Below are 22854 nucleotides of genomic sequence, written 5' to 3' on the forward strand. Positions count from 1 at the left end.
GCATAATCTTCCGCTCATCTCTCCCGCCGCGCCAGGAAGGCCATCCGCTCGAAGAGATGCACGTCCTGCTCGTTCTTGAGGAGAGCGCCATGCAGCTTCGGCAGCGCGGTCTTGACGTCGCCGCGCAGGTCCGACGGATCGACATCGTCGGAGACCAGTAGCCGGATCCAGTCGAGCGCTTCGGAGGTCGAAGGCTTTTTCTTCAGACCCGGCATCTCGCGGATCTCGTAGAATTGGGTGAGCGCGTTGCGCACCAGCGTCTGCTTGATGCCGGGATAATGGACCTCGACGATGCGGGCGAGCGTATCCACGTCCGGGAAGCGGATATAGTGGAAGAAACAGCGGCGCAGGAAGGCGTCCGGCAGTTCCTTTTCGTTGTTGGAGGTGATGATCACGATCGGCCGGACCTTGGCGCGCACCATTTCATCGGTCTCGTAGACATGGAATTCCATGCGGTCGAGTTCCTGCAGCAGGTCGTTCGGGAACTCGATATCGGCCTTGTCGATCTCGTCAATCAACAGGACGAGCTTCGTGTCGGCGGCAAAGGCCTGCCACAGCTTGCCGCGGCGGATATAGTTGGCCACGTCGTGGACGCGCTCATCGCCGAGCTGGCTGTCGCGCAGCCGCGAGACGGCATCGTATTCGTAGAGCCCCTGCTGCGCCTTGGTGGTGGACTTGATGTTCCACTCGATCAGATCGAGCCCGAGGGCGGCAGCCACCTGCCGCGCAAGCTCGGTCTTGCCGGTGCCGGGCTCGCCTTTCACCAGCAGCGGACGTTCGAGCCGGATCGCAGCGTTGACGGCCACCATCAGATCCTTGTCGGCAATATAGTCCGCTGTACCCTGAAACTGCATCTCGTGATCCTGATCGGTAAACGCGCCGCAAACTAAAAGCTCACCCGTGGCGGTGCAACAGCTTTCCCTTTCCACCGGCTTTGCGCTATGGGCAATGCACATGACCCATTCGACCTTTACCATTCTGCTCGGCGGCAATTTGCGCGTCACCGACCGCCTGCGGGACACGATCGCCGGCAGCCGCTTCATCGCGGCAGATAGCGGCATGCGCCATGCGGCAGCACTCGGCGTGAAGCCGGAACTCTGGGTCGGTGATTTCGACTCCTCCGACGCCGCGCTGATCGCGCAGTTCCCGCAGGTCGAGCGGCAGGCCTTTCCGCCGGCCAAGAACGAGACGGACGGCGAGATCGCGACGGCGGAAGCGATCGAACGCGGCGCGACGAGGCTGATCCTTGCCGGCGCGCTCGGTGGCGAGCGCAGCGACCATGCGCTTCAGCATCTCTTTCACGCCATGAGCCTGGCCGAACGCGACCTCGACATCCTGCTGACGTCGGGTGACGAGGAGGCCGTGCCGCTGCTGCCGGGCACAAGGACACTGGACCTGCCGAAGGGTTCGCTGTTTTCGGTCATCGGTTTTTCCGACCTGGAAGGACTCGATATCATCGGCGCGCGTTATCCGCTCGACAACTTCTCACTCCCCTTCGGCTCCTCGCGCACCGTCTCGAACGTTGCAGAAGGCCGGGTGGAATTCCATTTGAGGAAGGGCAAGGCCATGATCCTTGCCCGCCCCCACGACTTTACAGGAGCCTGACTGTTGGCGCCCCCAATTCTGAAACTTGACGATATTTTCCTGAGCTTCGGCGGCGCGCCGCTTCTCGCCGGCGCCGGCATGCAGGTGGAGCCGGGCGACCGCATCTGCCTCGTCGGCCGCAACGGTTCCGGCAAATCGACGCTGATGAAGATCGCCGCGGGCATGGTCGAGCCCCAGTCGGGCGAGGTGTTCCGCCATCCCTCCTCGACCATCCGCTATCTCGAACAGGCGCCGGATTTCGCCGATTATTCGACGGTGCAGGCCTATGCCGAAGCGGGCCTCGGCCCGGGCGACGATCCCTATCGCGTCACCTATCTGCTCGAACATCTGGGCCTCACCGGCCAGGAACACCCGAACACGCTTTCCGGCGGCGAAGCCCGCCGCGCAGCACTTGCCCGCGTCATGGCGCCCGAGCCGGACATCCTGATGCTCGACGAGCCGACCAACCATCTCGACCTGCCGACCATCGAATGGCTGGAAGACGAGTTGCGCAAGACGAGAAGCGCGCTCGTGGTGATCTCGCACGATAGGCGCTTCCTCGAAAAAGTCTCGAATGCCACCGTCTGGCTCGATCGCGGTACATCACGACGCCTCAACCGCGGTTTCGGCGAATTCGAAGCCTGGCGCGACGAGGTATTGGAGGCGGAAGAGCTGGAGCAGCACAAGCTCGGCAAGGCGATCGAGCGCGAGGAACACTGGCTGCGCTACGGCGTGACCGCCCGCCGCAAGCGCAACATGCGCCGCCTCGGCGAGTTGCAGACGATGCGCGGCAATTACCGCGGCCACAAGGGACCGCAGGGCACGGTGCAGGCGAGCGTCAGCGAAGGCCGTGAATCCGGCAAGCTGGTCATCGAGGCCGAAAACATCACCAAGAGCTACGACGAGCGGATCATCGTCGCGCCGTTCTCGATCCGCGTGCATCGCGGCGACTGCATCGGTCTCGTCGGCCCGAACGGCGCCGGCAAGACGACGCTTCTGAAGATGCTGACCGGCCAGCTGGCGCCCGACACCGGCACCGTCAAGCTCGGCACCAACTTGGAAATCGCCACGCTCGACCAGAAGCGCGAAGACCTGGACCCCGAGGACACCCTGTCCCACTATCTGACGGATGGCCGCGGCGAGACGCTGCTTGTCAACGGCGAGCAGCGGCATGTCGCAGGTTACATGAAGGACTTCCTGTTCCAGCCGGAGCAGATCAGGACGCCGATCAAGAACCTGTCGGGCGGCGAGCGCGCCCGGCTGATGCTCGCCCGCATCATGGCGCGGCCTTCCAACCTACTGATACTGGACGAACCGACCAACGACCTCGACATCGAGACGCTGGACCTGCTGCAGGAAATCGTCGCCGGCTATTCCGGCACCGTCATCCTCGTCAGCCACGACCGCGACTTCCTCGACCGCACCGTGACCTCAACCATCGCCCCCGCAAATCCGGACGCACCGGACGGCCGCTGGATCGAATATGCCGGCGGCTACACGGATATGCTGGCGCAGCGGAAGGGTGCGTTGGAGGAAAGGCGCCGCACGGAAAAAGCTGACAGGGCAAAAGCCGATACCGCGGCATCGGTTCCCGGCACCCCCAAGGGCAAAGGCAAGCTTTCCTTCAAGCAGAAATTCGCGCTCGAGAACCTGCCTAAGGAAATGGCGAAGGCCGAGGCCGAGATCGCCGCCCGCGAGAAGAAAATGGCCGATCCCAACCTCTTCACCAAGGATCCAGCCGCCTTCAACACGCTGGCTGCGGAGATGGAAAAGCTGCGCCAAAGCATCAGCAAAATGGAAGAAGAATGGCTGGAACTCGAAATGCTGCGTGAGGAAATTGAAGGCTGATTTGCGATTTATTAAGCTTAACAGATAGTTAGCTAAAAAAATATTTGTCGCGGAGCGGAACATATGATGTCCCGAGACGTTCTGGGTGTGAACATCGGTCGAAATGTCCCGGGGACGGATCGGCCTGCCCGGAACCGATCAACCGAATGGGGACATCCAATGCTGACAAATGTTACGCGTCGTCGGCTGGCCACTGAGGCGATGAATCAAAGAGTTATGATTGTCGAAGACGAGTTTCTGATCGCGCTCGATGTTGCCGAGACGATCGAAGCCATGGGCCTGAAAGTCGCTGGTTTTGCCAATGCCCGCAAACACGCCCTGGCGCTCGCCGCCTATGCCGATATCGCCCTGGTCGATGTCAATCTTTCGGACGGCCGGACTGGCCCGGAGATCGGCCGGGAGCTTGCCGAGCAATATGGCATCACCGTCGTCTTCATGACCGGTAATCCGGAGGATGTGGAGGACGGTGTCAAAGGCTCGCTCGGCGTTCTCACCAAACCGGTCATGCCCGATGTGGTCGAGAAGACGATCGACTACGCCGTCGCCAACCGGCTCGGCGGCATGGCGATCGTTCCGCGTGAACTGAAAGTGTTTCCGCAAAACCACTGAGAATGAAACACTGAGCCATGTTGCTCCCGCCGAATGCGCTTGAGCCGGCCGCAGTCCGCCTCTTGCCAGCCATTCGCCTCGCCGCTAAATCTGATCCTGCTCTAACGGGGTGCCGCGCGTTTGCGTGCGGCTGAGAGGCCTCTGGCCAACCCGCGGAACCTGATCCGGTTAACACCGGCGGAGGGATTAGACGGCTCTTCATCAGCGCCTATCCCCTTTGTCACCAAAACGAGGAGACGCTGATGCGCAGCACCATTCTTTCCATATTCGCGGCCGCTGCCGCCCTTTCCCTTTCTGCGCCGGCCGAAGCACAGCAAAAGACGCTGACCGTCTACACCTATGAGAGCTTCATCTCCGATTGGGGTCCAGGGCCCAAGGTCAAGGAAACCTTCGAGAAGACCTGCGCCTGCAAGCTCAATTTCGTCGGCGTCGCCGATGGCGTGGCGCTTCTGACCCGCCTGAAACTGGAAGGCAAAGGCACCGACGCCGATATCGCGCTCGGCCTCGATACCAACCTGATCTCCGAGGCGAAGGCGACCGGTCTGTTCGAGCCGCACGGGCTCGACGTCTCGGCCGCCAAGGTCCCCGGCAATTACAGCGACGACACGTTCATCCCCTACGATTACGGCCATTTCGCCGTTGTCTACGATACGCAGGCGATGAAGAACCCGCCGAAAAGCCTCAAGGAACTGGTGGACGGCGATCCGGCGCAGAAGATCGCCATCGAGGACCCGCGCACCTCGACCCCCGGTCTCGGCCTGCTGCTGTGGGTGAAATCGGTCTATGGTGACCAGGCGCCAGAGGCTTGGGCGAAGCTCAGGAAACGCGTGCTCACCGTCACGCCCGGCTGGTCGGAGGCCTATGGCCTGTTCACCAAGGGCGAAGTGCCGATGGTATTTTCCTACACGACCTCGCCCGCCTATCACATGGTCGAGGAGAAGACGGACCGCTATCAGGCCACCTCCTTCTCCGAAGGCCACTATATCCAGATCGAGGTCGCCGGCATGCTGAAGGGGGCGAATGAAAAGGACCTGGCGAAACAGTTCCTGAAGTTCATGGTTTCGCCGGCCTTCCAGGACATCATCCCGACCACCAACTGGATGATGCCGGCCGTCAAGACCTCCCAGCCGCTCCCCGACGCGTTCAACAAGCTGGTGCAGCCGACGAAAACTTTCCTGATGGGGTCGGACGAGGTGGCCAAGAACCGGCAGGCCTGGATCGACGAATGGCTGACCGCCATGAGCCTGAACTGATCCCATGCTGACGAGGGCCGAGCGAAGACGCGGGATAGGCTGGGGGCTGCTGAGCATCGCCGGCATCGCCCTCTTCGTCGGCATCGCGGTTGCCGCCCTTCTCTCCTGGGACACCGGCAACACCCAAAGCCGGCTGTTCACCGCCTATACCTGGCGGATCCTGCGTTTCACCCTGCTGCAGGCGGTTCTTTCGACGCTGCTGTCGGTCGTCTTCGCCCTTCCCGTCGCACTCGCGCTTGCCCGCCGCCCGCGCTTTCCGGGCCGTGTATGGTTCATCCGGCTGATGGCATTGCCGATGGGCCTGCCGGTGCTGATCGGCGCGCTCGGCCTGATCGGTATCTGGGGGCGGCAGGGGGTAATGAACAGCCTGCTATTGAAGCTTGGCCTCGAACAGCCGGTCAGCATTTATGGGCTTTCCGGCATCCTGCTGGCCCATGTGTTCTTCAACCTGCCGCTCGCCGCGAGACTGCTGCTTGCGGCGCTGGAGCGCCTGCCGGCGGAATATTGGCTGCTCTCCTCCAGCCTCGGGATGAAGCCATTATCCGTCTTCCGCTTCATTGAATGGCCCGTAGCCCGCCGCGTCATCCCCGGCATTGCCGGCCTGATCTTCATGTTGTGCGCCACGAGTTTCACGCTCGTCCTGGTGCTCGGCGGCGGGCCGGCTGCGACCACGCTCGAAGTGGCGATCTACCAGTCGCTGCGTTTCGATTTCGATCCGCCGCGCGCCATAGCGCTGTCGCTGCTGCAGATCGGCATGACGGCGCTGATCCTGATTGCGATTTCGCTTTTTCCAACCCCTGACGACGCTGGCATCACGGCCGGTCGGGCGACACGCCGGTTCGATGGCCGGACGTTGCCCGCACGGCTTTGGGATGTGCTGGCTATCCTGCTTGCCACGACATTCCTGATCCTGCCGCTCACCTCGATCGTCGTTGCCGGCGCCCAGGCTAATCTCTGGAACCTCGCCACCAGCCCCGCTTTCCTGCGCGCCGCCTGGACCAGTTTTACGATCGCGCTTTCCGCCGGCTTGCTGGCCGTGCTGACCTCCCTGGCTATCATTGCCGGGCGCGGCGCAATTGTAGACATGAAGAGGCCCGGCGGAACCGCCAGGGCGTTTTCCGTTTCCTTGGGCGGAATGTCCTCGCTGGTGCTGCTCATTCCGCCGGTCGTGCTCGGGACCGGTTGGTTCCTGATGCTGCGCCCGTTCGGCGATGTGGCGCGCTTCGCCCCGGCGCTGGTGGCGATCATCAACATGCTGATGGCGCTTCCCTTCGTGATGCGCGTTTTGGCCCCGGCCGTCGAAACGCACCGCAAGCGGACAGGCAGGCTGTCGGCAAGCCTCGGCGTCTCCGGCTTTTCACGCGTATGGAGGATCGATCTGCCGGTTCTGGCAAGGCCGCTGCTGACGGCACTGTCCTTCGCCATGGCGCTGTCGCTCGGCGACCTCGGCGCGGTAGCGCTGTTCGGCTCCAATGACCTCACCACCCTGCCATGGCTTGTCTATAGCCGGCTATCCAGCTACCGCACCAACGATGCGGATGGGTTGGCGCTTATCCTCGGCATCATCTGCCTGGCGCTGACGGTGATCGGCACGGCTGGCCGCAAGGAAACGAGCCATGACTGACGGCATCACGCTCAACAAGGTTGAACTGAAGCTCGGCACCAAGGAATTCCGCTTCGACTGCGCTTTGCCGGCCGGCGCCGTGACGGCGATTACCGGCCCATCCGGCTCCGGCAAATCGACCTTCCTCAACCTCGTTGCCGGCTTCGAGACGCCCGATCGCGGCCGTATCCTGATCGCCGGCGAGGACGTGACGGAAAAACATCCCTCCGAGCGTCCCGTATCGCTGGTCTTTCAGGATAATAACCTCTTCGCCCATCTGAACCTCGCCACCAATATCGGCCTCGGTATCAGCCCGTCGCTGAAGCTTTCCGGCAGTGACCGGGCCGCGATATCGCAGGCGCTGGAACGCGTGGGCTTGAGCGGCTTTGAAAAACGGACGCCGGGGACGCTTTCCGGCGGCGAAAGGCAGCGTGCCGCGTTCGCCCGGGCTCTGGTGCGCAAAAAGCCGGTTCTGCTGATGGATGAGCCGTTCGCGGCCCTCGATCCCGGGCTCAGGCTTTCGATGGCCAGCCTGCTCATCGAGCTGCATCGCGAGACGGGCAATACGGTGCTGGTCGTGACCCACGATCCGGATGAGGTCGGCCGGTTGGCCAACCATGCGATCTTCATCGACCACGGCCAGATCCTGCTGCAGGCGCCGGCCGAGGAATTCCTCGCCCGACGCGATATTCCGACACTCGCCGAATTTCTTTCCGGCTGATCAGGCAGCCTTTCCGCGGAACCAGACGCCGGAGCGGATGGCGAGGAACAGGATCCCGCCATAGGCGACCAGACCAACTGCCAGCGCGAAGAACAAACCGTTGAGCGATCCGGTAAATTCCAGCGCCAGCCAGCCCCCGAGACCTGCAATGGCGAGTCTCAGAAAACCGCAGGCAAGCGGCCAGAGTAGCTGGCCCGCGCCTTGAGAGGCGAAATAGAGCGCCAGCCCGCCGCCGAAGAAACCATAAACCGGCCCGACGATCTGCAAATAGGCAACGCCCGCATCGATCGCTCCATGCTCCTCGCTGAACAGCGAAATCCACGCGACCGGGAAGATCGCCGCGATCAGGCCGATCACCTCGGTGATGACGAAAGCGATCGCAGCACCGGTGAACGCGATGCGCATCGCCCGGTCTTTCTGGCCGGCGCCCATGTTGGTGCCAACAAGCGCCACCATCGGCGCACCGATGCCGAAGATCACCGGGATCAGCAGATATTCGAGCCTCGCGCCGGTACCGAACCCAGCCACTGCCGAAACACCCGCCTTGGTCGCGACCAGAGCCGTGGCGATGCCGATGGTCACATTGGTGAGAACGGAATTGATCGCCGCGGCAGCGCCGAGGCGGACGATATCCCGGAACATCGTCCAGCGGAGCGGACCGACGCCGAAGCGCACGAGATTGCGGCCGGAGAGGATGTACCAGGCAAGCACCGCGGTGCTGCCGAAACTGTAGAGCACCAGGGCCAGACCGCCGCCGGCGATGCCGAGCCCCTGGAACGGACCGAAGCCGAAAATGAGAAGCGGCGATACGGGCACGAGGAGTGCGGCACCGACACAGGTAACCAGCGCCGGGAACAGCATATTGCCCGTGCCGCGCACCACGCTCGCCAGGCCGTTCATCAGCCAGACGAAGATCATGCCGCCGAATACCACGTTGGAATAGATGAGGGCCGCCTCGAGTTCCGGCCCCTCGCCGCCGAGCGCCCGATAGATCGGCCGGCCATAGGCGAGCATGATCGCCGAAAACAGCAGTCCGAGCAGGACATTGACGACGACGGCATGCCAGGCAAGCAGGTCGGCATCCCCGCGCCGGCCGCTGCCGAGCGCACGGGCGATGGCAGACGAGATCGCCCCGCCGAAACCGCCGGCAGACATCATCTGCATCAGCATCACGGCCGGAAAGACGAGGGCCATGCCCGCCAGCGCCGCGGTGCCCATATGCGAAACCCACCAGGTTTCGATGAGGCCGGTCGAGGCCTGGGCGAGCATGATCAGGATGTTCGGCCATGCGAGCCGGATCAGCATCGGCAGGATCGGATCCTGCAGCAGCTGCCGGGTCCGCGGATTGATCGGCGCCGCGGTGGCGTCGTCAAAGGTAGGCGCCGCCTCGACGGCTTCGGTGGTCACGGCACTCATCGATCAGCCTCTCTATGTGGCAATAACTGGTTCACGGATGGATAACGGCGGCGGATGCGTTCGCTCGCAGCCGGACCGGCCGCGCTGGTGAAGACCGGATCGCTCAGCGGCCGGCCGCTGCGGCGGTCGATCATCACCGGTTCGGCCTGCTCGCCGGTCTCCCTGTTGACGATCACCACGCTTTCGCCCTCCGGCGCGAAATGCTGGTTTCCGAAGGCAAGCAGCGCCTGCACCACAGGCTTGAAGTCGCGGCCGCGCTGCGTGAGGTGGTATTCGTCCCGCGGCGGCCGTTCGGAATAGCGCCGGCGTTCCATCAGCCCGGATTCGACGAGCGACTTCAGCCGGCTGGTCAGGATGTTCGGGGCAATATCGAGGTTGCGCTGGAATTCGTCGAAACGTGTTGCACCTGCCAGTGCATCGCGCAGGATCAGGAAGCTCCAGACCTCGCCGACGTGTTTGAGACTGCGCAACACCGGGCATCCGGTATCGATAGGACCTGTTCGTTTCATGGGTTTCTTCCCCGGCGAGACGCAGCCTTGTGGCATATGTAACTTGCAATTTGCAAGTCACTATTTTCGTGATCACGTTTGGCGACGAGCGCTGCCGGACCGTTATAGAACTCGCCACAATTTGGACGTGCCACGATGGCATCGCGGAAAGGCAGCGGGGATTTTCATTGCAAACGCACCAGCAAGGCATATTTCAATAAGAGCATCTGTGCATTCAACGCGAAAATCGCTAAGCGACATAGAGAAGGAGCCAGCTTGGATCGAGAGGACCTCAGCCAAGCTGGATGGCGGACCTTGGGAATGATGGTGCGGAAGACGAGGACGATGAGGCGCGACACGGCGATCCCGGCTGTCTGGACGATTGTTCGTGCGCTGCCCGGTTGGCGGACCGTGGGTGCCCTGCTGTTCAGCGGTGCGGTCCTTTCCGGTTGCCAGTCGCTCTTCGATCAGGCCTATACCCCGAATGTTTCTCCCTCCGACTCGCCGCAGATCGTCGACGAGGTGCAGAAGAACGATCCGCGGGCACAGATGGGCGCGCGCGAGCATCCGCGCATCGTCGCAAGCTACGGCGGCGAATATCGCGACGCAAAGACCGAGCGGCTGGTCGCCCGCATTGCCGGCGCGCTGACGGCAGTTTCGGAAAACCCCAACCAGTCCTTCCGCATCACCATCCTGAATTCGCCGGCGATCAACGCTTTCGCGCTGCCGGGCGGTTATCTCTACGTGACGCGCGGCCTTCTGGCGCTTGCCAATGATGCATCGGAAGTCGCAGCCGTGCTTTCCCATGAGATGGGCCACGTCACTGCAAACCATGGCATCGAACGCCAGCGCCGCGAAGAGGCGGAAGTGATTGCGAGCCGCGTCGTCGCCGAAGTCCTCTCCAGCGATCTTGCCGGGAAACAGGCGCTTGCCCGCGGCAAGCTCAGGCTCGCAGCCTTCTCGCGCCAGCAGGAACTGCAGGCCGACGTGATCGGCGTGCGGATGCTCGGCGAAGCCGGTTACGACCCCTATGCCGCGGCACGCTTCCTCGATTCGATGGCGGCCTATGCCCGCTATTCAGCGGTCGACCCGGACAACGACCAGAGCCTCGACTTCCTGTCGAGCCATCCGAACTCCGCCCAGCGCGTTGATCTTGCCCGCCGCCATGCCCGTAATTTCGGCCAGGAAGGCACAGTCGGCGACAAGGGCCGGGATTATTACATCGCCGGCATCGATGGCCTGCTCTACGGCGACAGCCCGCAGGAAGGCTATGTCCGCGGCCAGACTTTTATGCACGGTAACCTTGGCATCCGTTTCGACGTGCCGCCGGACTTCCGCATCGACAACAAGGTGGAAGCAGTGCTCGCGACCGGCCCTGGCGAGACGGCGATCCGTTTCGACGGCGTCGCCGCCGGCGATAACGATAACCTGTCGAATTATCTGACGAGCGGCTGGGTCGCCGGCCTGCAGCCGGAAACGGTGCGCGAGATCCAGGTGAATGGCATGCCCGCGGCGACCGCGCGGGCTTCCGCCGAACGCTGGGATTTCGACGTGACCGTTATCCGCGTCGACACACAGATTTTCCGTTTCCTGACGGCAGTACCGAAAGGAAGCCCGGCACTCGCGACGGCCGCCGAAACGTTGCGCTCGACCTTCCGCAAAATGACACCTCAGGAAATAGCAGCATTGAAGCCGCTGAGGATACGGATCGTCACAGCGACCAAGGACGATACTGTCGCTTCGCTTTCGGCCCGCATGATGGGTACGGATCGCAAGCTCGATCTTTTCAAGCTGATTAATGCATTGCCGGTCGGCGCGACGATCTCGCCCGGCCAGAAGTTCAAGATCATCGCGGAATGAGGGTGAGAGGTCGCCTTAGCAGGCGGCCGCAGCCATCTGCGGATTGGCTGAAACCAGCGCCGACTTGAGTTTTTCGATCGCCCGGCTTTCGATCTGCCGCACGCGCTCCTTGGAGATGCCGAGCTCCGCCCCTAACGCTTCGAGCGTCGCGCCATCGTCGGTCAGGCGCCGGGCGCGGATAATCTTCTTCTCCCTGTCGTTGAGCTTGGTGAGCGCGCCCTGCAACCATTTCAGGCGGCGCTCGCCGTCGATCATCCCGGAGACCTGTTCGTCCGGCAGCGGCTCGGCGCTAGCAAGCATGTCGAGCCGTTCGCCGCTATCCGCATCGCCGGCGATCGACGGCGCCTGCAGCGAAGAATCATTGCCGGAAAGCCGGGCATCCATGGTCTGGACATCGGCGACGCTGACGCCGAGCGCCACTGCGATCTCTTCATGAATGGCACGGGCAGTGAGATTGGAATCGCCGCGGGCGAGCTTGGCGCGCAGCCGGCGAAGATTGAAGAACAGCGCTTTCTGCGCCGAACTGGTGCCGCCCCGAACAATCGACCAGTTCCGGAGAATATAATCCTGCATCGAAGCGCGGATCCACCAGCTGGCATAAGTGGAAAAACGCACATCGCGAGCCGGTTCAAACCTTGCCGCCGCTTCGAGCAGCCCTACATAGCCTTCCTGTACGAGGTCGCTCATCGGCAAACCGAAGCCACGAAACTTCGAAGCCATGGCGATGACCAGACGCATATGCGCAAGGGCAATCTGGTTTCGGGCATCCTGGTCCTGATCGTCCTTCCAGCGGACCGCCAGATCGCGCTCCTCCTCCCGGGCGAGATATGGAGCGGACATTGCTATCTTGATCATCGTGCGGTCTGCGGACATGGCTGTCATGGTGTTCTCCGTGAACGGTCTGATCCGACAAAGACAGCGAGGCACAAACCGAAAACACCGTGCACGCGACAAGCCCGAACGATGATGGGTGAGATTCCTGCCGCCTTTGCTCCCCTCGTCTTGAGTTCTGCCGGGGATTCACATCGGCTCGATAGACCGATCTTCCGCCCCGCACTTAGCTGTCCGAACGCAAACCGACGCACATCAGTTCGCCGTTCCGGCGGGTTAACGCGGAGGCAGGCAAAAAGTTCCAATAAAAAACCCGGCTCGAAGGCCGGGTTTTTGAGAGAATTATGGTGGGATGATCAGGCCGCTTCTTCCTGCGCCTCATCTTCCTCGACGTTCTTGCCGCGCTTGGGGCCCTTGGCGAGATTGACCTCGATAAGGCGGACGGCTTCAGTTTCGGACATCTTGTTCACGGCAGCGATTTCACGAGCCATGCGGTCGAGGGCAGCTTCGTAAAGCTGGCGCTCGGAATAGGATTGTTCCGGCTGGTTTTCGGCGCGATAGAGGTCGCGAACCACTTCCGCGATCGAAATCAGATCGCCGGAATTGATCTTTGCATCATATTCCTGGGCGCGGCGCGACCACATGGTGCGCTTCACGCGGGCCTTGCCTTGAACAACCTTGAGAGCGCGTTCGACAAAATCCGTTTCGGACAGCTTGCGCATGCCGATGCTGACGGCCTTTGCGACCGGCACCTTGAGGCGCATCTTGTCCTTTTCGAAATCGATTACGAAAAGCTCGAGCTTCATGCCGGCAACTTCCTGCTCTTCAATCGCAGAGATAGTGCCTACGCCATGAGCGGGGTATACAATCGATTCACCAGTCTTGAAGCCCTGGCGTGCGGGAGAAGTCTTTTTCTGCTGAGTCGTCATTCGTTTCACAAACTCCCTGTTACTCACCCGTTGTCGGGTCGGGGGAACCGGGTCTGTCAGGCCCGGATGAGACGGGGGAAACCGTCGGGTCACTCCATACTGGTCCGACCAACGCGAGCGAAAAAACACCCCTTCGCGAACTGCGACCGACAACATTCAAGCGTTGCAATGTCACGGAAACCGCGCTTTGGGTGGTCTGTTGCTTTCGTGATGTTTTTTGGGCACACACGTGCCGCCTTGTGGAACAGTTCTTGTTGTCTACCACAAAAAAGTGCGGAAATCAATAATTTGCTTTTGCACGTGCACAGAGCGCTTCATCCACGCTCTGCCCAACAAAAAGGCAAAGCGATTCGAAACGGCTCCGAGCCATGCCGTCACGGCAAATCTCAATCGCCCTTGCCGGGTTCGGCTGAGAAATACTGCTCGTATTTGTTGGCAACCCCATCCATCTCTTTGGCCTCGGGCAGCGCGTCGCGCTTGACCGTAATGTTGGGCCACATCTGAGCGAATTCGGTATTGATCTTGAGCCATTTGTCGAGACCCGGTTCCGTATCCGGCTTGATCGCCTCGGCAGGACATTCCGGTTCGCAGACGCCGCAGTCGATGCACTCGTCGGGATGGATGACGAGGAAGTTTTCACCTTCATAAAAACAGTCGACCGGGCAGACCTCGACGCAGTCGGTATATTTGCAGCGGATACAATTGTCGGTCACGACATACGTCATGCGGCACTCCAGGAACCATCGCGGATCAGCGGCACGTCGACGGATGAGGAGCGCCGGCACACCGGAAAGCCGGGAGAGGCGAAAACCCAACTGCGAAAATGACAGGAGGTAGGCGATCCGGCTTTTCGACAGTCAGGTAAAGCCTTTGGCTTTGCTTAGCAAGGATATCCGTGCTGAAAACCCAAACGTAGCGGGTCGTTTTTTCTAATCTAGGTCCGCGTCGATCCCCGGAAACAGCCGATCGGTCTCCCGGCGCTCCTTCTTGGTCGGTCGCCCGCTTCCCTGCGCGCGCTGCGCCTGTTCGAACAGCGTCAGCCTTTTGGTCTCTTCGGGAGGAGGACTGAGATCTTCATAGAGCAGCCGAGCCTCCTCGAAAGGCCCTCGCCTCTCCCCGCCGGTCTTCACCACCAGCACGAGATCGCGACGCTCAAGCTTGAGATCGATGCGGTCACCCGGCTTCACCTGGGAGCTCGGCTGGGACACCAGATCGCCGTTCACCCGCACGTGGTTGGAGCGGATGAGATCCTGGGCGATCGACCGGGACTTCGCCATGCGGGCAAAAAACAGCCACTTGTCGATGCGCTGGCGCGAACCGGATTGTGGCTGTTTTTCCGTCATGGGCCTTACTTCTTCATCTGCTCCTTGAGAGCTGCAAGCTTTGCAAAGGGCGAATCCGGATCGAGCGGCTTTTCCTTGCGTGGCGGCTTTGCCTCGAAGCGAGCCGGCTGCGGCCCTTTGCCGCGGTCGTTGCGGTCCGGGCGAGGACCGCCTTCGTGGCGCTCCCCACGGTTCGGGCGATCGCCCCCGCGGTTATTGTTATTGCTGCTGTTGTTATTGTTGTCCGGCCGGCGATTGTTGTCGCGGTTCGGCTTGCTGCCGTCCCTGCGGTCACCCCCGCTGCGTTCGCCGTTCGGACGTGCCTCACGCCGCTCGCCGCCGTTGTCGCGACGGTCATCGCGACGACCCTGGGCCGGCTGACCTGCCTCGCCAGGGGCGTTATTGCGTTGGCCGCCGTGACCACGACGATCGCCGTGTTGCGGACGTCCGCCACGCTGGTTGTTTTCACGGCCGCCGCCCGGGCGCCACAACAGGACCGGCTTCGGCTCTCCAGCCTCGGCAGACTTTGTCTCGTCGGTCACGTCGCCAGCCGGAGCCTGCTCCGCGGGAGCTTCTTCCGAAGCAACCGGTTCTGCAGTAGCCGTCTCAGCCGGCCCAGCCTCGGCCACGGCCTCGATGGGAGCTGTTTCCGTCGCATTTTCGGCCGGAGCGGCTTCCGTTGCAGTCTCAACCGGAGCGTCACTCGCATCGGCGTCATCTGTTTCGGAGACTTCCGGTGCATCTCCTGCCGAAGCCGGAGCAGCCGCGGCGTTCACGGAACTTGCATCGTGGCCTGCGAGGAATGCCTGCGCCTCTTCCGCCTTCACGGCGTCGGCCCGATACCCGAGACCCTTGAGGATTTCTTCCATATCGTCCGGCGTAGCGCCGAGAATGGAGAGCATGGCGGTCGTGGCCGTGAAGCGGCGCCCGTCATACGCGCCTTCCGGACGCGGCGTCGAGCCAGGTTTCCACTGCAGGAGCGGACGGATGAGATCGGCAAGGCGCTCCAGGATGTCGATACGCACGGCGCGCTTGCCGAGGAAACGGAAACCCGCGAGTTTGTAGAACATCCTCTCGAATGTCGGATCGGCGACGACCGACGTGCGCCCCGCGGCCAGAGCCGGAATGAGATCGCCATAGCCGGGCTTGTCGAGACCGTCGTTCCCCAGCGCCCAGAGCAGCGTGATGAGCTCGGCCGGTGCCGGCTTCAGAAGCAGGGGCATGAACACGTGATAGGCGCCGAAACGGATGCCGTAGCGACGCATCGAAGCGCGCGCATCCTGATCGAGCGACTTCACGTCGTCGGCCACGTCGCGCCTGAACAGCACGCCGAGGTTTTCGACGAGCTGGAAGGCGAGCCCCTTGGCGAGGCCCTGAAGGTCTTCGGCACGGGACAGATCGTCGAGCGGCTTCAAAACCGTCGCGATGTGATGATTGACGAAGCGCTCGAGACGGGCGAGCACATGTTCGCGGGCATGACCGGTCAGCTGCTCGTCGGCAAGCAGGATGACGCGCGGACGCATGACATGATCGCTCGCCGCAAGACGGGCGATAGGCTCGCCGAGCCAGCGCACGAAACCATCGGATCCGACCGCCAGGTCGTTATTGCCCGATGCATAAAGCCTTGCCGCCCGCGCCTCGAATTCGAGCGCCAGCGCTTTCTGGGCGGCACCTTGCACCGCCTTGGCGTCGGGCCCCTCGGTTCCCGAAACGGGCGTGAACCGGAAACCGGCCAATTGCCCGACGTGATGTCCCTCTACAAAGACATCGCCATTCACACTGATTTCAGCTTCCAGCATCGCATTCTCTCTCAGGCGCTTCATGAGCACAGATGTCCTGCGATCAACAAAGCGTTTCGTCAACCTTTCATGTAGCGCGTCCGATAACCTATCCTCTATTTCCCGTGTCTTTTCTTGCCAGTGTGTCGGATCGGCAAGCCAACCAGGGCGATTAGAGACGTAGGTCCAGGTCCGGATCTGCGCTATGCGGGCCGACAATGTGTCGATTTCACCATCGGTGCGGTCGGCGCGGCGGACCTGTTCCGCCATGAATTCTTCGTTCACCGTCCCGAAGCGCACAAGATCGGAAAAAAGAGTCGAAATAAGGTCGGCGTGCTGCGCCGGCGCAATTCGTCGGTAGTCTGGCAGGGCACAGGCCTCCCAGAGTTTTTCGACCCGCTGCGGGGTGGTCGCTATGTCCTTGATTTCGGGATAACGCGAAAGATAATCAAAGGCTTGGCTGTCGGTCGCAGGAAGCGCCCGCGTCAAGCCCAGAAGGGTCGGCGCGGCATCCAGGCTTTCCCGCAGGGCTTTGAGCGACGAAAAATCGAGGTTTTTCGACCGCCACTGCAGCACTTTGACCGGATCGAAGTGGTGGCTTTCGATTCGCTCGACCAACTCGTCTTCGAAAGGCGCGACCTGGCCGGTCACGCCGAATGTCCCATCCCGCACATGCCGCCCGGCGCGTCCGGCGATCTGCGCAAGCTCGGCCGGATTGAGGCTGCGGAACTGGTAACCGTCGAATTTGCGATCCTGGGCGAACGCCACGTGATCGACATCGAGGTTGAGACCCATGCCGATCGCATCCGTCGCGACGAGATATTCCACGTCGCCGGACTGGTAGAGGCCGACCTGCGCATTGCGGGTGCGGGGGCTGAGTGCCCCGAGCACCACCGCCGCGCCGCCGCGCTGACGGCGAATGAGCTCGGCGATCGCATAAACCTCGTCGGCCGAAAACGCCACGATCGCAGAACGCTGCGGCAGGCGGGTGATCTTTTTCTGGCCCGCATAAAAAAGCTGCGAGAGGCGCGGCCGCTCGACGATGGTTATTCCCGGCAGAAGCCTCTCGAGGATCGGCCGCATGGTCGCAGCCCCCAGGAGCAGCGTTTCATCGCGCCCGCGCAGGTGCAGGATTCGGTCGGTGAAGATATGACCGCGCTCGAGATCGCCGGCGAGCTGCACTTCGTCGATCGCCACGAAAGAGGCTTTCGTCTCGCGCGGCATGGCCTCGACGGTGCAGACGGAGAAGCGTGCATTCGGCGGAGTGATCTTTTCCTCGCCGGTGACCAGCGCCACCTGGGAGACGCCAACCTTCTCGACAAGACGCGTGTAGACCTCGCGCGCCAGCAGCCGGAGCGGCAAGCCGATCACGCCGGTACCATGCGCCACCATTCGCTCAATGGCATAATGGGTCTTGCCGGTATTGGTGGGTCCGAGGACGGCGGTGACGCCGCGCCCGCTGAGGATCATGGGCTGGAAATTCAAAGCCTGGTTCCATGCATCACATAAGGCTCGGAGTTTGGCGTCTTCACCCAAAACTCCGAGCCACGCAACACATGGCGATCTCGGCGTGCAAACGCAAGCCTCAAGAATGGCTTTTGCGGCCGAAGGACGATCGCTGAAGGCGGCAAATCGAGGCTCGGCGATTCGAATTTTAAATGCAAAGGAACAGACGCGAACGAATCGGAGACGAATCGCAGACTCAAGAAGATTCAGCTTTTGTTCACCGCTATATGTTGATGCGACTCTCGCCTTCCCCACGACATCCTGAATCTGCATCAGGATTGGGTGCATGCAACCGAAGGATTCATCCCGAAGCTGCGCTTTCACGAAGAATCGGAAGAGTCAATCCATTGATATGGTTAACGTTTTATCAATCGATTCAGGCCGTCCCACGCTCCTTCGAGCACGGAATTAAGATTCAGGCCAAAGGCGGAACGAATCACCGACGAATCACAGACATCCATGTCTTCGCCATTTGTTCTCACAAGATATGGTAGGTGTCACCGCGAGAGACCCGCAAGAAAATCGTCGTGGTAGAAACCTCAAAAGCGAATCGTTCAGGTGCCATTAACATTGGCTAACGCACTTTAACCACATGTGAGAGCACACGTTTGCAAGCCATGGAACAAAAATCGCGGCGCTACGTTTCCTCGCCAAATCCATCTCGGATTGTCTAGCGGAGTAGAAGATCATGCTCGGAACCGTATTGCTCGTTATCCTCATTCTGCTGCTCATTGGCGCCTTGCCGAATTGGGGGTATAGCCGGGGCTGGGGCTATGGTCCGTCGGGCGGATTGGGCCTTGTAGTCCTTATCATCATTATCCTGCTGCTGATGGGCAGGATTTAAAAGCGGCGTAGCCGTGTGTACCAAGGGAAGGGAAAACTAACATGATGAAGAAGATCTTGATTGCGGGCTGCATGATCGGCACGCTCGCCTCCTGCACCGCGACTGAACGCGGCACGGCGATCGGTGCCGGCACCGGCGCCGTCATCGGTGGCGCAGTGTCGAACAGCTGGGGTGGCGCAGCAGTCGGCGCAGTCGCCGGCGGCCTTGTCGGCGCTGCAATCGGTCACTCCTCGGAGCGCCGCGGATACTGCATCTATCGCGATCGTTACGGCCGCCGCTACGAGGCTCGTTGCCGCTAATCGCTGGCAACAATCCAGTCCCTCAGGACCGGCGCCCGAGTGATCGGCGCCGGTTTTGTTTTGCCTCCAGGAGACTGTCGGCGTTAACCTTTGGCCAAAGGCGGAACGAATCGCCGACGAATCGGCGACATCGCCTGTTTCCCGCTTTGTTCACCGCAACATCTCGTGGAAAAACAACTCGTTAACCATATGGATAAGCTGTTTCGGCGCAGCATTAGGCGCCGAAACCCGCTCAAAAGTTAATGCCGCCGGTCAGCTGGCGAAGAACTGGCCGCCATTCGCTGTCAGCGTCGAGCCGGTGATGAAACCGGCATCATCGGAGGCAAGGAAGACGACGCAGCGGGCAATCTCTTCCGGTTCGCCGAGGCGCCCGACCGGGATCAGTGGAATGATCCGCTCGTTCAGCACCTTTTCCGGCACCGCCCGCACCATTTCGGTGGCGATATAGCCGGGGCAGATGGCGTTGACGGTGATGTTCTTCGCAGCACCTTCCTGGGCCAGTGCCTTGGTAAAGCCGAGATCGCCGGCCTTGGCCGCCGAATAGTTCACCTGGCCCATCTGGCCCTTCTGGCCGTTGATGGACGAAATGTTGACCACCCGGCCGAACCCGCGGTCTCGCATGCCATTCCAGATGGGATGGGTCATGTTGAACAGGCCGGTCAGGTTGGTCCCGATCACTTCGTTCCACTGTTCGGGCGTCATCTTATGGAACATACCGTCACGGGTGATGCCCGCATTGTTGACGAGCACCTCGATGGGACCGATCTCGGCCTCCACTTTTGCGATGCCATCGACGCAGGCCTGATAGCTGGAGACATCCCATTTGAACACCGGAATCCCGGTCTCGTCGTGGAAGGCTTTCGCCTTTTCCTCATTGCCAGCAAAATTTGCGGCGACACGATAACCTGCCGCCTTCAACGCGATGGAGATGGCTGCCCCGATCCCACGCGTTCCTCCCGAAACCAATGCAACCCTGCTCATGCGGCCGTCCCCTTTGCGTTGTGATCCGATCCTTCTGTGTGACCGGATACTTACCTATTTTGACATGCTTTCATCGGGGAGATAGTCCCGCCACGAAGTTTTGCAACGCCGGCGGGATTATCCACAATCTTCTAAAATATCACATGGCCTCAAGGCACATGGCGACGCCCATGCCGCCGCCGATGCACAGAGTAGCAAGACCCTTCTTGGCGCCGCGGCGCTTCATCTCGAAGAGGAGCGTGTTGAGGATGCGGGCACCCGACGCGCCGATCGGATGGCCGATCGCGATTGCGCCGCCATTGACGTTGACGATCGACGAATCGAAACCCAGATCCTTGACGACGGCGCAGGATTGCGCAGCAAAGGCTTCATTGGCCTCGATGAGATCGAGATCGCCGACCTTCCAGCCTGCCTTTTCGAGCGCCTTGCGGGAAGCCGGGATCGGGCCGGTGCCCATGATCTGCGGATCGACGCCGGCGGTCGCCCAGGAAACGATGCGAACCATCGGCGTGATGCCGCGGCGGGCGGCTTCGGCTTCCGTCATCAGCACGGCAGCCGCCGCGCCGTCGTTGAGGCCGGACGCATTGCCGGCGGTCACGGTGCCTTCCTTGTCAAAGGCGGGACGCAGCTTGGCCATCGAATCGAGCGTCGCGCCGGCACGGATGTATTCGTCGTTCTCGACGGTCACGTCACCCTTTCGTGTCTGGATGATGTAGGGGATGATCTCGTCCTTGAACCGACCTGCGTTCTGCGCAGCTTCCGCCTTGTTCTGGGAAGAGACCGCGAACTGGTCCTGCTCCTCGCGGGAGAGCTGCCACTGGCGGGCGATGTTTTCCGCCGTGATGCCCATGTGGTAGCCGTAGAACGCGTCGGTCAGGCCGTCCTTGATCATCGTGTCGATCATCTTGAAGTCGCCCATCTTCACGCCGCCGCGAAGATGCGCGCAATGCGGCGCCATGGACATCGATTCCTGGCCGCCGGCAACGATGATCTTGGCGTCGCCAAGCGCGATCTGCTGCATGCCGAGCGCAACGGCGCGCAGGCCCGATCCGCAGAGCTGGTTGACGCCCCAGGCGGTCGCTTCCTTCGGCACACCGGCCTTCATGGCCGCCTGGCGGGCCGGGTTCTGGCCCTCGCCGGCCGGCAGGACCTGGCCGAGGATCACCTCGTCCACTTCCGCCGCCTCGACGCCGGCGCGCGCGAGCGCACCCTTGATCGCCGCCGCACCCAGCTCATGCGCCGGCACATTGGCAAAGCCGCCGTTGAAGGAGCCAACCGCGGTACGGCCGGCGGCTGCGATCACGATAGATGGATTGGTCATGGACGTTTCCTCTTATCCGTTATTTGTCTGCGAGACTGGCAAAGCTTGAGCCGAGAGTCAAACGGCAGCCGAACGCCGCTGCCAACCCGTCGGGCGTTTCGAAAATGCCCGTTAGATTTCACGGGTTTGCTGCGCAACAAAGCAATCATCGCGCCGCACAAATCGTTTGTAAGTCCTCGTCATTTAGGCTTACATTCCTGTCGGGAGAAGCATGCCAATCGATAATGACCAAACCATATTGACGGGAGCAGGAGGCAATCATGGCGAAGACCGAAGGCGAAATCATAATCAAGAAATATGCCAACAGGCGCCTCTACAACACGGGCACCAGCACCTACGTGACGCTGGAAGACCTGGCGAAGATGGTGAAGAAGGGCGAGGAATTCACCGTTCAGGACGCCAAGAGCGGCGATGACATCACCCATTCGGTTCTGACGCAGATCATTTTCGAGCAGGAGTCCAAGACCGGCAACACGCTGCTGCCGATTTCCTTCCTGCGACAGCTGATTTCCTACTACGGCGACCAGATGCAGATGGTGGTGCCGACCTTCCTCGAACACTCGATGAAGGCCTTTACCGACCAGCAGGTTCAGATGCGCGAACAGATGACCCGCGCCTTCGGCGATACGCCGCTCAGCAAGAACCTGCAGATGCCGATCCAGATGATGGAAGAACAAGTGCGCCGCAACACGGACATGTTCCGTCAGGCCATGCAGATGTTCTCGCCGTTTGCGGGCCAGCCCCAGGCACCTGCCGCCAAGAAGACCGACGCCAAGGACATCGACGAGTTGAAGGAACAGCTCCGCAACCTGCAGAGCCGCCTCGACAATCTTTAAAATCTGGATGGGCCGTCAGAGCCCGATCGACACGTCGCGGCCGGCCGAACGGATTGCTACCGCAAAGCCGCCGATGACGTCGACGAAGGTGATCGTCATCAGGATGAAGAAGATCTGCGTCGCGGCATCCCGCACCAGCAGAAATTCGACCAGATAAGCGATGAAAACCAGCATCGACAGCATGTGGTTGATCAGCGAGCCGCGGCCATTGCGGCTGGCTTTCAGGATTTCCACGAACAGGAAGACCAGCGAGACGACGATGATCACGTCGCCGAGCGTCATGGTCCAGACGGCACCCGACAGCATCTGAAGCGAGCTGATGACGGTGCCGAGCGACGCAACCCCGCCGCCGCCCAGAATGCCGAGCATGGCGAGATTGTAGAGAATGAACGGGATGATCATCAGCGGCAATGCGGCAAGCATGGTCCAGAACTCCAGTCAACGTGGCCGGACTGTACGTGCTTGCCCTGCTTTCGCAAGTCTTCGCGCAACAAAACAAGTTTTTGCGCAACAAAAAAGGCCGGCAGAGCCGGCCTTCGATGCAATAGAACCTAGCAACGCTTATGCGCTTTCCTTCGGCGTCAGAACCTGACGACCGCGATACATGCCAGTCTTCAGATCGACATGGTGCGGACGGCGCAGTTCGCCGGAGTTCTTGTCTTCGATATAGGTCGGAGCCTTGAGTGCGTCTGCGGAGCGGCGCATACCGCGCTTCGACGGGCTCGTTTTTCTCTTCGGTACAGCCATTTTCGTTACTCCACTTGCGTGCAAAACATAATCCCCGGCCGGAACTGAGGCCGATTGGACATGTCTCGATCTCGGAAA

The 22854-nt window shown here is 61.3% G+C and carries 22 protein-coding genes and 1 riboswitch; of the genes, 10 read left to right on the forward strand and 12 right to left on the reverse strand.

Features of this window, described 5'->3' with window-relative positions; genetic code table 11:
• Positions 1-14: 14 nt before the first annotated feature.
• Positions 15-854, reverse strand: coding sequence for a MoxR family ATPase (locus MOV63_RS11770; protein WP_247033938.1), 840 nt, complete (start codon positions 852-854; stop codon positions 15-17).
• Between the two features lie 94 nt (positions 855-948).
• On the opposite strand from MOV63_RS11770, the gene MOV63_RS11775 reads away from it, so the two are divergent.
• The 6 genes from MOV63_RS11775 to MOV63_RS11800 all read left to right on the forward strand — a co-directional run bounded on the left by MOV63_RS11775 (position 949) and on the right by MOV63_RS11800 (position 7618).
• Positions 949-1605 carry a thiamine diphosphokinase gene (locus tag MOV63_RS11775; protein ID WP_247033977.1) on the forward strand — a complete coding sequence of 219 codons (657 nt, stop codon included), beginning with the start codon at positions 949-951 and terminating at the stop codon, positions 1603-1605.
• A 3-nt stretch (positions 1606-1608) separates the two neighbouring features.
• Positions 1609-3432, forward strand: coding sequence for an ABC-F family ATP-binding cassette domain-containing protein (locus tag MOV63_RS11780; RefSeq protein WP_247033940.1), 1824 nt, complete (start codon positions 1609-1611; stop codon positions 3430-3432).
• 159 nt (positions 3433-3591) lie between these two features.
• Positions 3592-4041 carry a response regulator gene (locus MOV63_RS11785; RefSeq protein ID WP_038546776.1) on the forward strand — a complete coding sequence of 150 codons (450 nt, stop codon included), beginning with the start codon at positions 3592-3594 and terminating at the stop codon, positions 4039-4041.
• A gap of 95 nt (positions 4042-4136) precedes the next feature.
• Positions 4137-4244, forward strand: a riboswitch (TPP riboswitch).
• A 39-nt stretch (positions 4245-4283) separates the two neighbouring features.
• Positions 4284-5294 (forward strand): thiamine ABC transporter substrate binding subunit, encoded by a 1011-nt coding sequence (thiB, locus tag MOV63_RS11790; protein ID WP_247033942.1) that lies wholly within the window; start codon positions 4284-4286, stop codon positions 5292-5294.
• Between the two features lie 4 nt (positions 5295-5298).
• Positions 5299-6918 (forward strand): thiamine/thiamine pyrophosphate ABC transporter permease ThiP, encoded by a 1620-nt coding sequence (thiP, locus tag MOV63_RS11795; protein ID WP_247033944.1) that lies wholly within the window; start codon positions 5299-5301, stop codon positions 6916-6918.
• Positions 6911-7618 carry an ATP-binding cassette domain-containing protein gene (locus MOV63_RS11800; RefSeq protein WP_247033946.1) on the forward strand — a complete coding sequence of 236 codons (708 nt, stop codon included), beginning with the start codon at positions 6911-6913 and terminating at the stop codon, positions 7616-7618. Before thiP ends, MOV63_RS11800 begins: the two co-directional genes overlap by 8 nt.
• Here the strand turns inward: MOV63_RS11800 and MOV63_RS11805 are convergent, their stop codons facing one another.
• Complete coding sequence (locus tag MOV63_RS11805; RefSeq protein WP_247033947.1) at positions 7619-9034, reverse strand: MATE family efflux transporter; 1416 nt, start codon at positions 9032-9034, stop codon at positions 7619-7621. It abuts the gene before it with no gap.
• Positions 9031-9543: a helix-turn-helix domain-containing protein gene (locus MOV63_RS11810; RefSeq protein WP_247033948.1), complete on the reverse strand. Its 513-nt coding sequence runs from the start codon at positions 9541-9543 to the stop codon at positions 9031-9033. Before MOV63_RS11810 ends, MOV63_RS11805 begins: the two co-directional genes overlap by 4 nt.
• Positions 9544-9867: 324 nt before the next feature.
• On the opposite strand from MOV63_RS11810, the gene MOV63_RS11815 reads away from it, so the two are divergent.
• Positions 9868-11382 (forward strand): M48 family metalloprotease, encoded by a 1515-nt coding sequence (locus MOV63_RS11815; protein WP_080719295.1) that lies wholly within the window; start codon positions 9868-9870, stop codon positions 11380-11382.
• 15 nt (positions 11383-11397) lie between these two features.
• Here MOV63_RS11815 and MOV63_RS11820 read toward each other — a convergent pair whose 3' ends face one another.
• The 5 genes from MOV63_RS11820 to MOV63_RS11840 all read right to left on the reverse strand — a co-directional run bounded on the left by MOV63_RS11820 (position 11398) and on the right by MOV63_RS11840 (position 17712).
• Positions 11398-12264, reverse strand: a complete 867-nt coding sequence (locus MOV63_RS11820; protein ID WP_007771992.1) for an RNA polymerase factor sigma-32 — start codon at positions 12262-12264, stop codon at positions 11398-11400.
• Between the two features lie 305 nt (positions 12265-12569).
• Positions 12570-13142 carry a CarD family transcriptional regulator gene (locus MOV63_RS11825; RefSeq protein WP_038546790.1) on the reverse strand — a complete coding sequence of 191 codons (573 nt, stop codon included), beginning with the start codon at positions 13140-13142 and terminating at the stop codon, positions 12570-12572.
• 386 nt (positions 13143-13528) lie between these two features.
• Positions 13529-13867, reverse strand: coding sequence for a ferredoxin FdxA (fdxA, locus tag MOV63_RS11830; RefSeq protein WP_038549803.1), 339 nt, complete (start codon positions 13865-13867; stop codon positions 13529-13531).
• 204 nt (positions 13868-14071) lie between these two features.
• Entirely contained in the window at positions 14072-14485 is a 414-nt protein-coding gene (locus MOV63_RS11835; protein WP_038546793.1) for an RNA-binding S4 domain-containing protein, read from the reverse strand.
• 5 nt (positions 14486-14490) lie between these two features.
• On the reverse strand, positions 14491-17712 hold the full coding sequence (locus tag MOV63_RS11840) for a helicase-related protein (RefSeq protein WP_247033978.1): 3222 nt from the start codon (positions 17710-17712) through the stop codon (positions 14491-14493).
• Positions 17713-18436: 724 nt separating this feature from the next.
• Between MOV63_RS11840 and MOV63_RS11845 the strand changes: the two genes are divergently transcribed.
• Positions 18437-18592: a DUF3309 family protein gene (locus MOV63_RS11845; protein ID WP_007775119.1), complete on the forward strand. Its 156-nt coding sequence runs from the start codon at positions 18437-18439 to the stop codon at positions 18590-18592.
• Positions 18593-18633: 41 nt separating this feature from the next.
• Complete coding sequence (locus MOV63_RS11850) at positions 18634-18891, forward strand: YMGG-like glycine zipper-containing protein (protein WP_038546799.1); 258 nt, start codon at positions 18634-18636, stop codon at positions 18889-18891.
• 252 nt (positions 18892-19143) lie between these two features.
• Here the strand turns inward: MOV63_RS11850 and MOV63_RS11855 are convergent, their stop codons facing one another.
• The gene (locus tag MOV63_RS11855; RefSeq protein ID WP_247033949.1) at positions 19144-19872 is read right to left on the reverse strand and encodes a beta-ketoacyl-ACP reductase; all 729 of its coding nucleotides are present in this window, start codon (positions 19870-19872) and stop codon (positions 19144-19146) included.
• A 139-nt stretch (positions 19873-20011) separates the two neighbouring features.
• On the reverse strand, positions 20012-21193 hold the full coding sequence (locus tag MOV63_RS11860) for an acetyl-CoA C-acetyltransferase (RefSeq protein ID WP_247033950.1): 1182 nt from the start codon (positions 21191-21193) through the stop codon (positions 20012-20014).
• 260 nt (positions 21194-21453) lie between these two features.
• Between MOV63_RS11860 and phaR the strand changes: the two genes are divergently transcribed.
• Positions 21454-22029, forward strand: a complete 576-nt coding sequence (gene phaR, locus MOV63_RS11865; RefSeq protein WP_038546804.1) for a polyhydroxyalkanoate synthesis repressor PhaR — start codon at positions 21454-21456, stop codon at positions 22027-22029.
• Positions 22030-22044: 15 nt separating this feature from the next.
• Here phaR and MOV63_RS11870 read toward each other — a convergent pair whose 3' ends face one another.
• Together MOV63_RS11870 and rpmF are read right to left on the reverse strand one after the other, a co-directional pair.
• Positions 22045-22452: a hypothetical protein gene (locus tag MOV63_RS11870; protein WP_038546806.1), complete on the reverse strand. Its 408-nt coding sequence runs from the start codon at positions 22450-22452 to the stop codon at positions 22045-22047.
• Between the two features lie 138 nt (positions 22453-22590).
• Positions 22591-22776 carry a 50S ribosomal protein L32 gene (gene rpmF, locus MOV63_RS11875; RefSeq protein ID WP_038546808.1) on the reverse strand — a complete coding sequence of 62 codons (186 nt, stop codon included), beginning with the start codon at positions 22774-22776 and terminating at the stop codon, positions 22591-22593.
• Positions 22777-22854: the final 78 nt, after the last annotated feature.

The organism is Neorhizobium sp. SHOUNA12A, from assembly GCF_023006505.1.
GTDB lineage: Bacteria > Pseudomonadota > Alphaproteobacteria > Rhizobiales > Rhizobiaceae > Neorhizobium.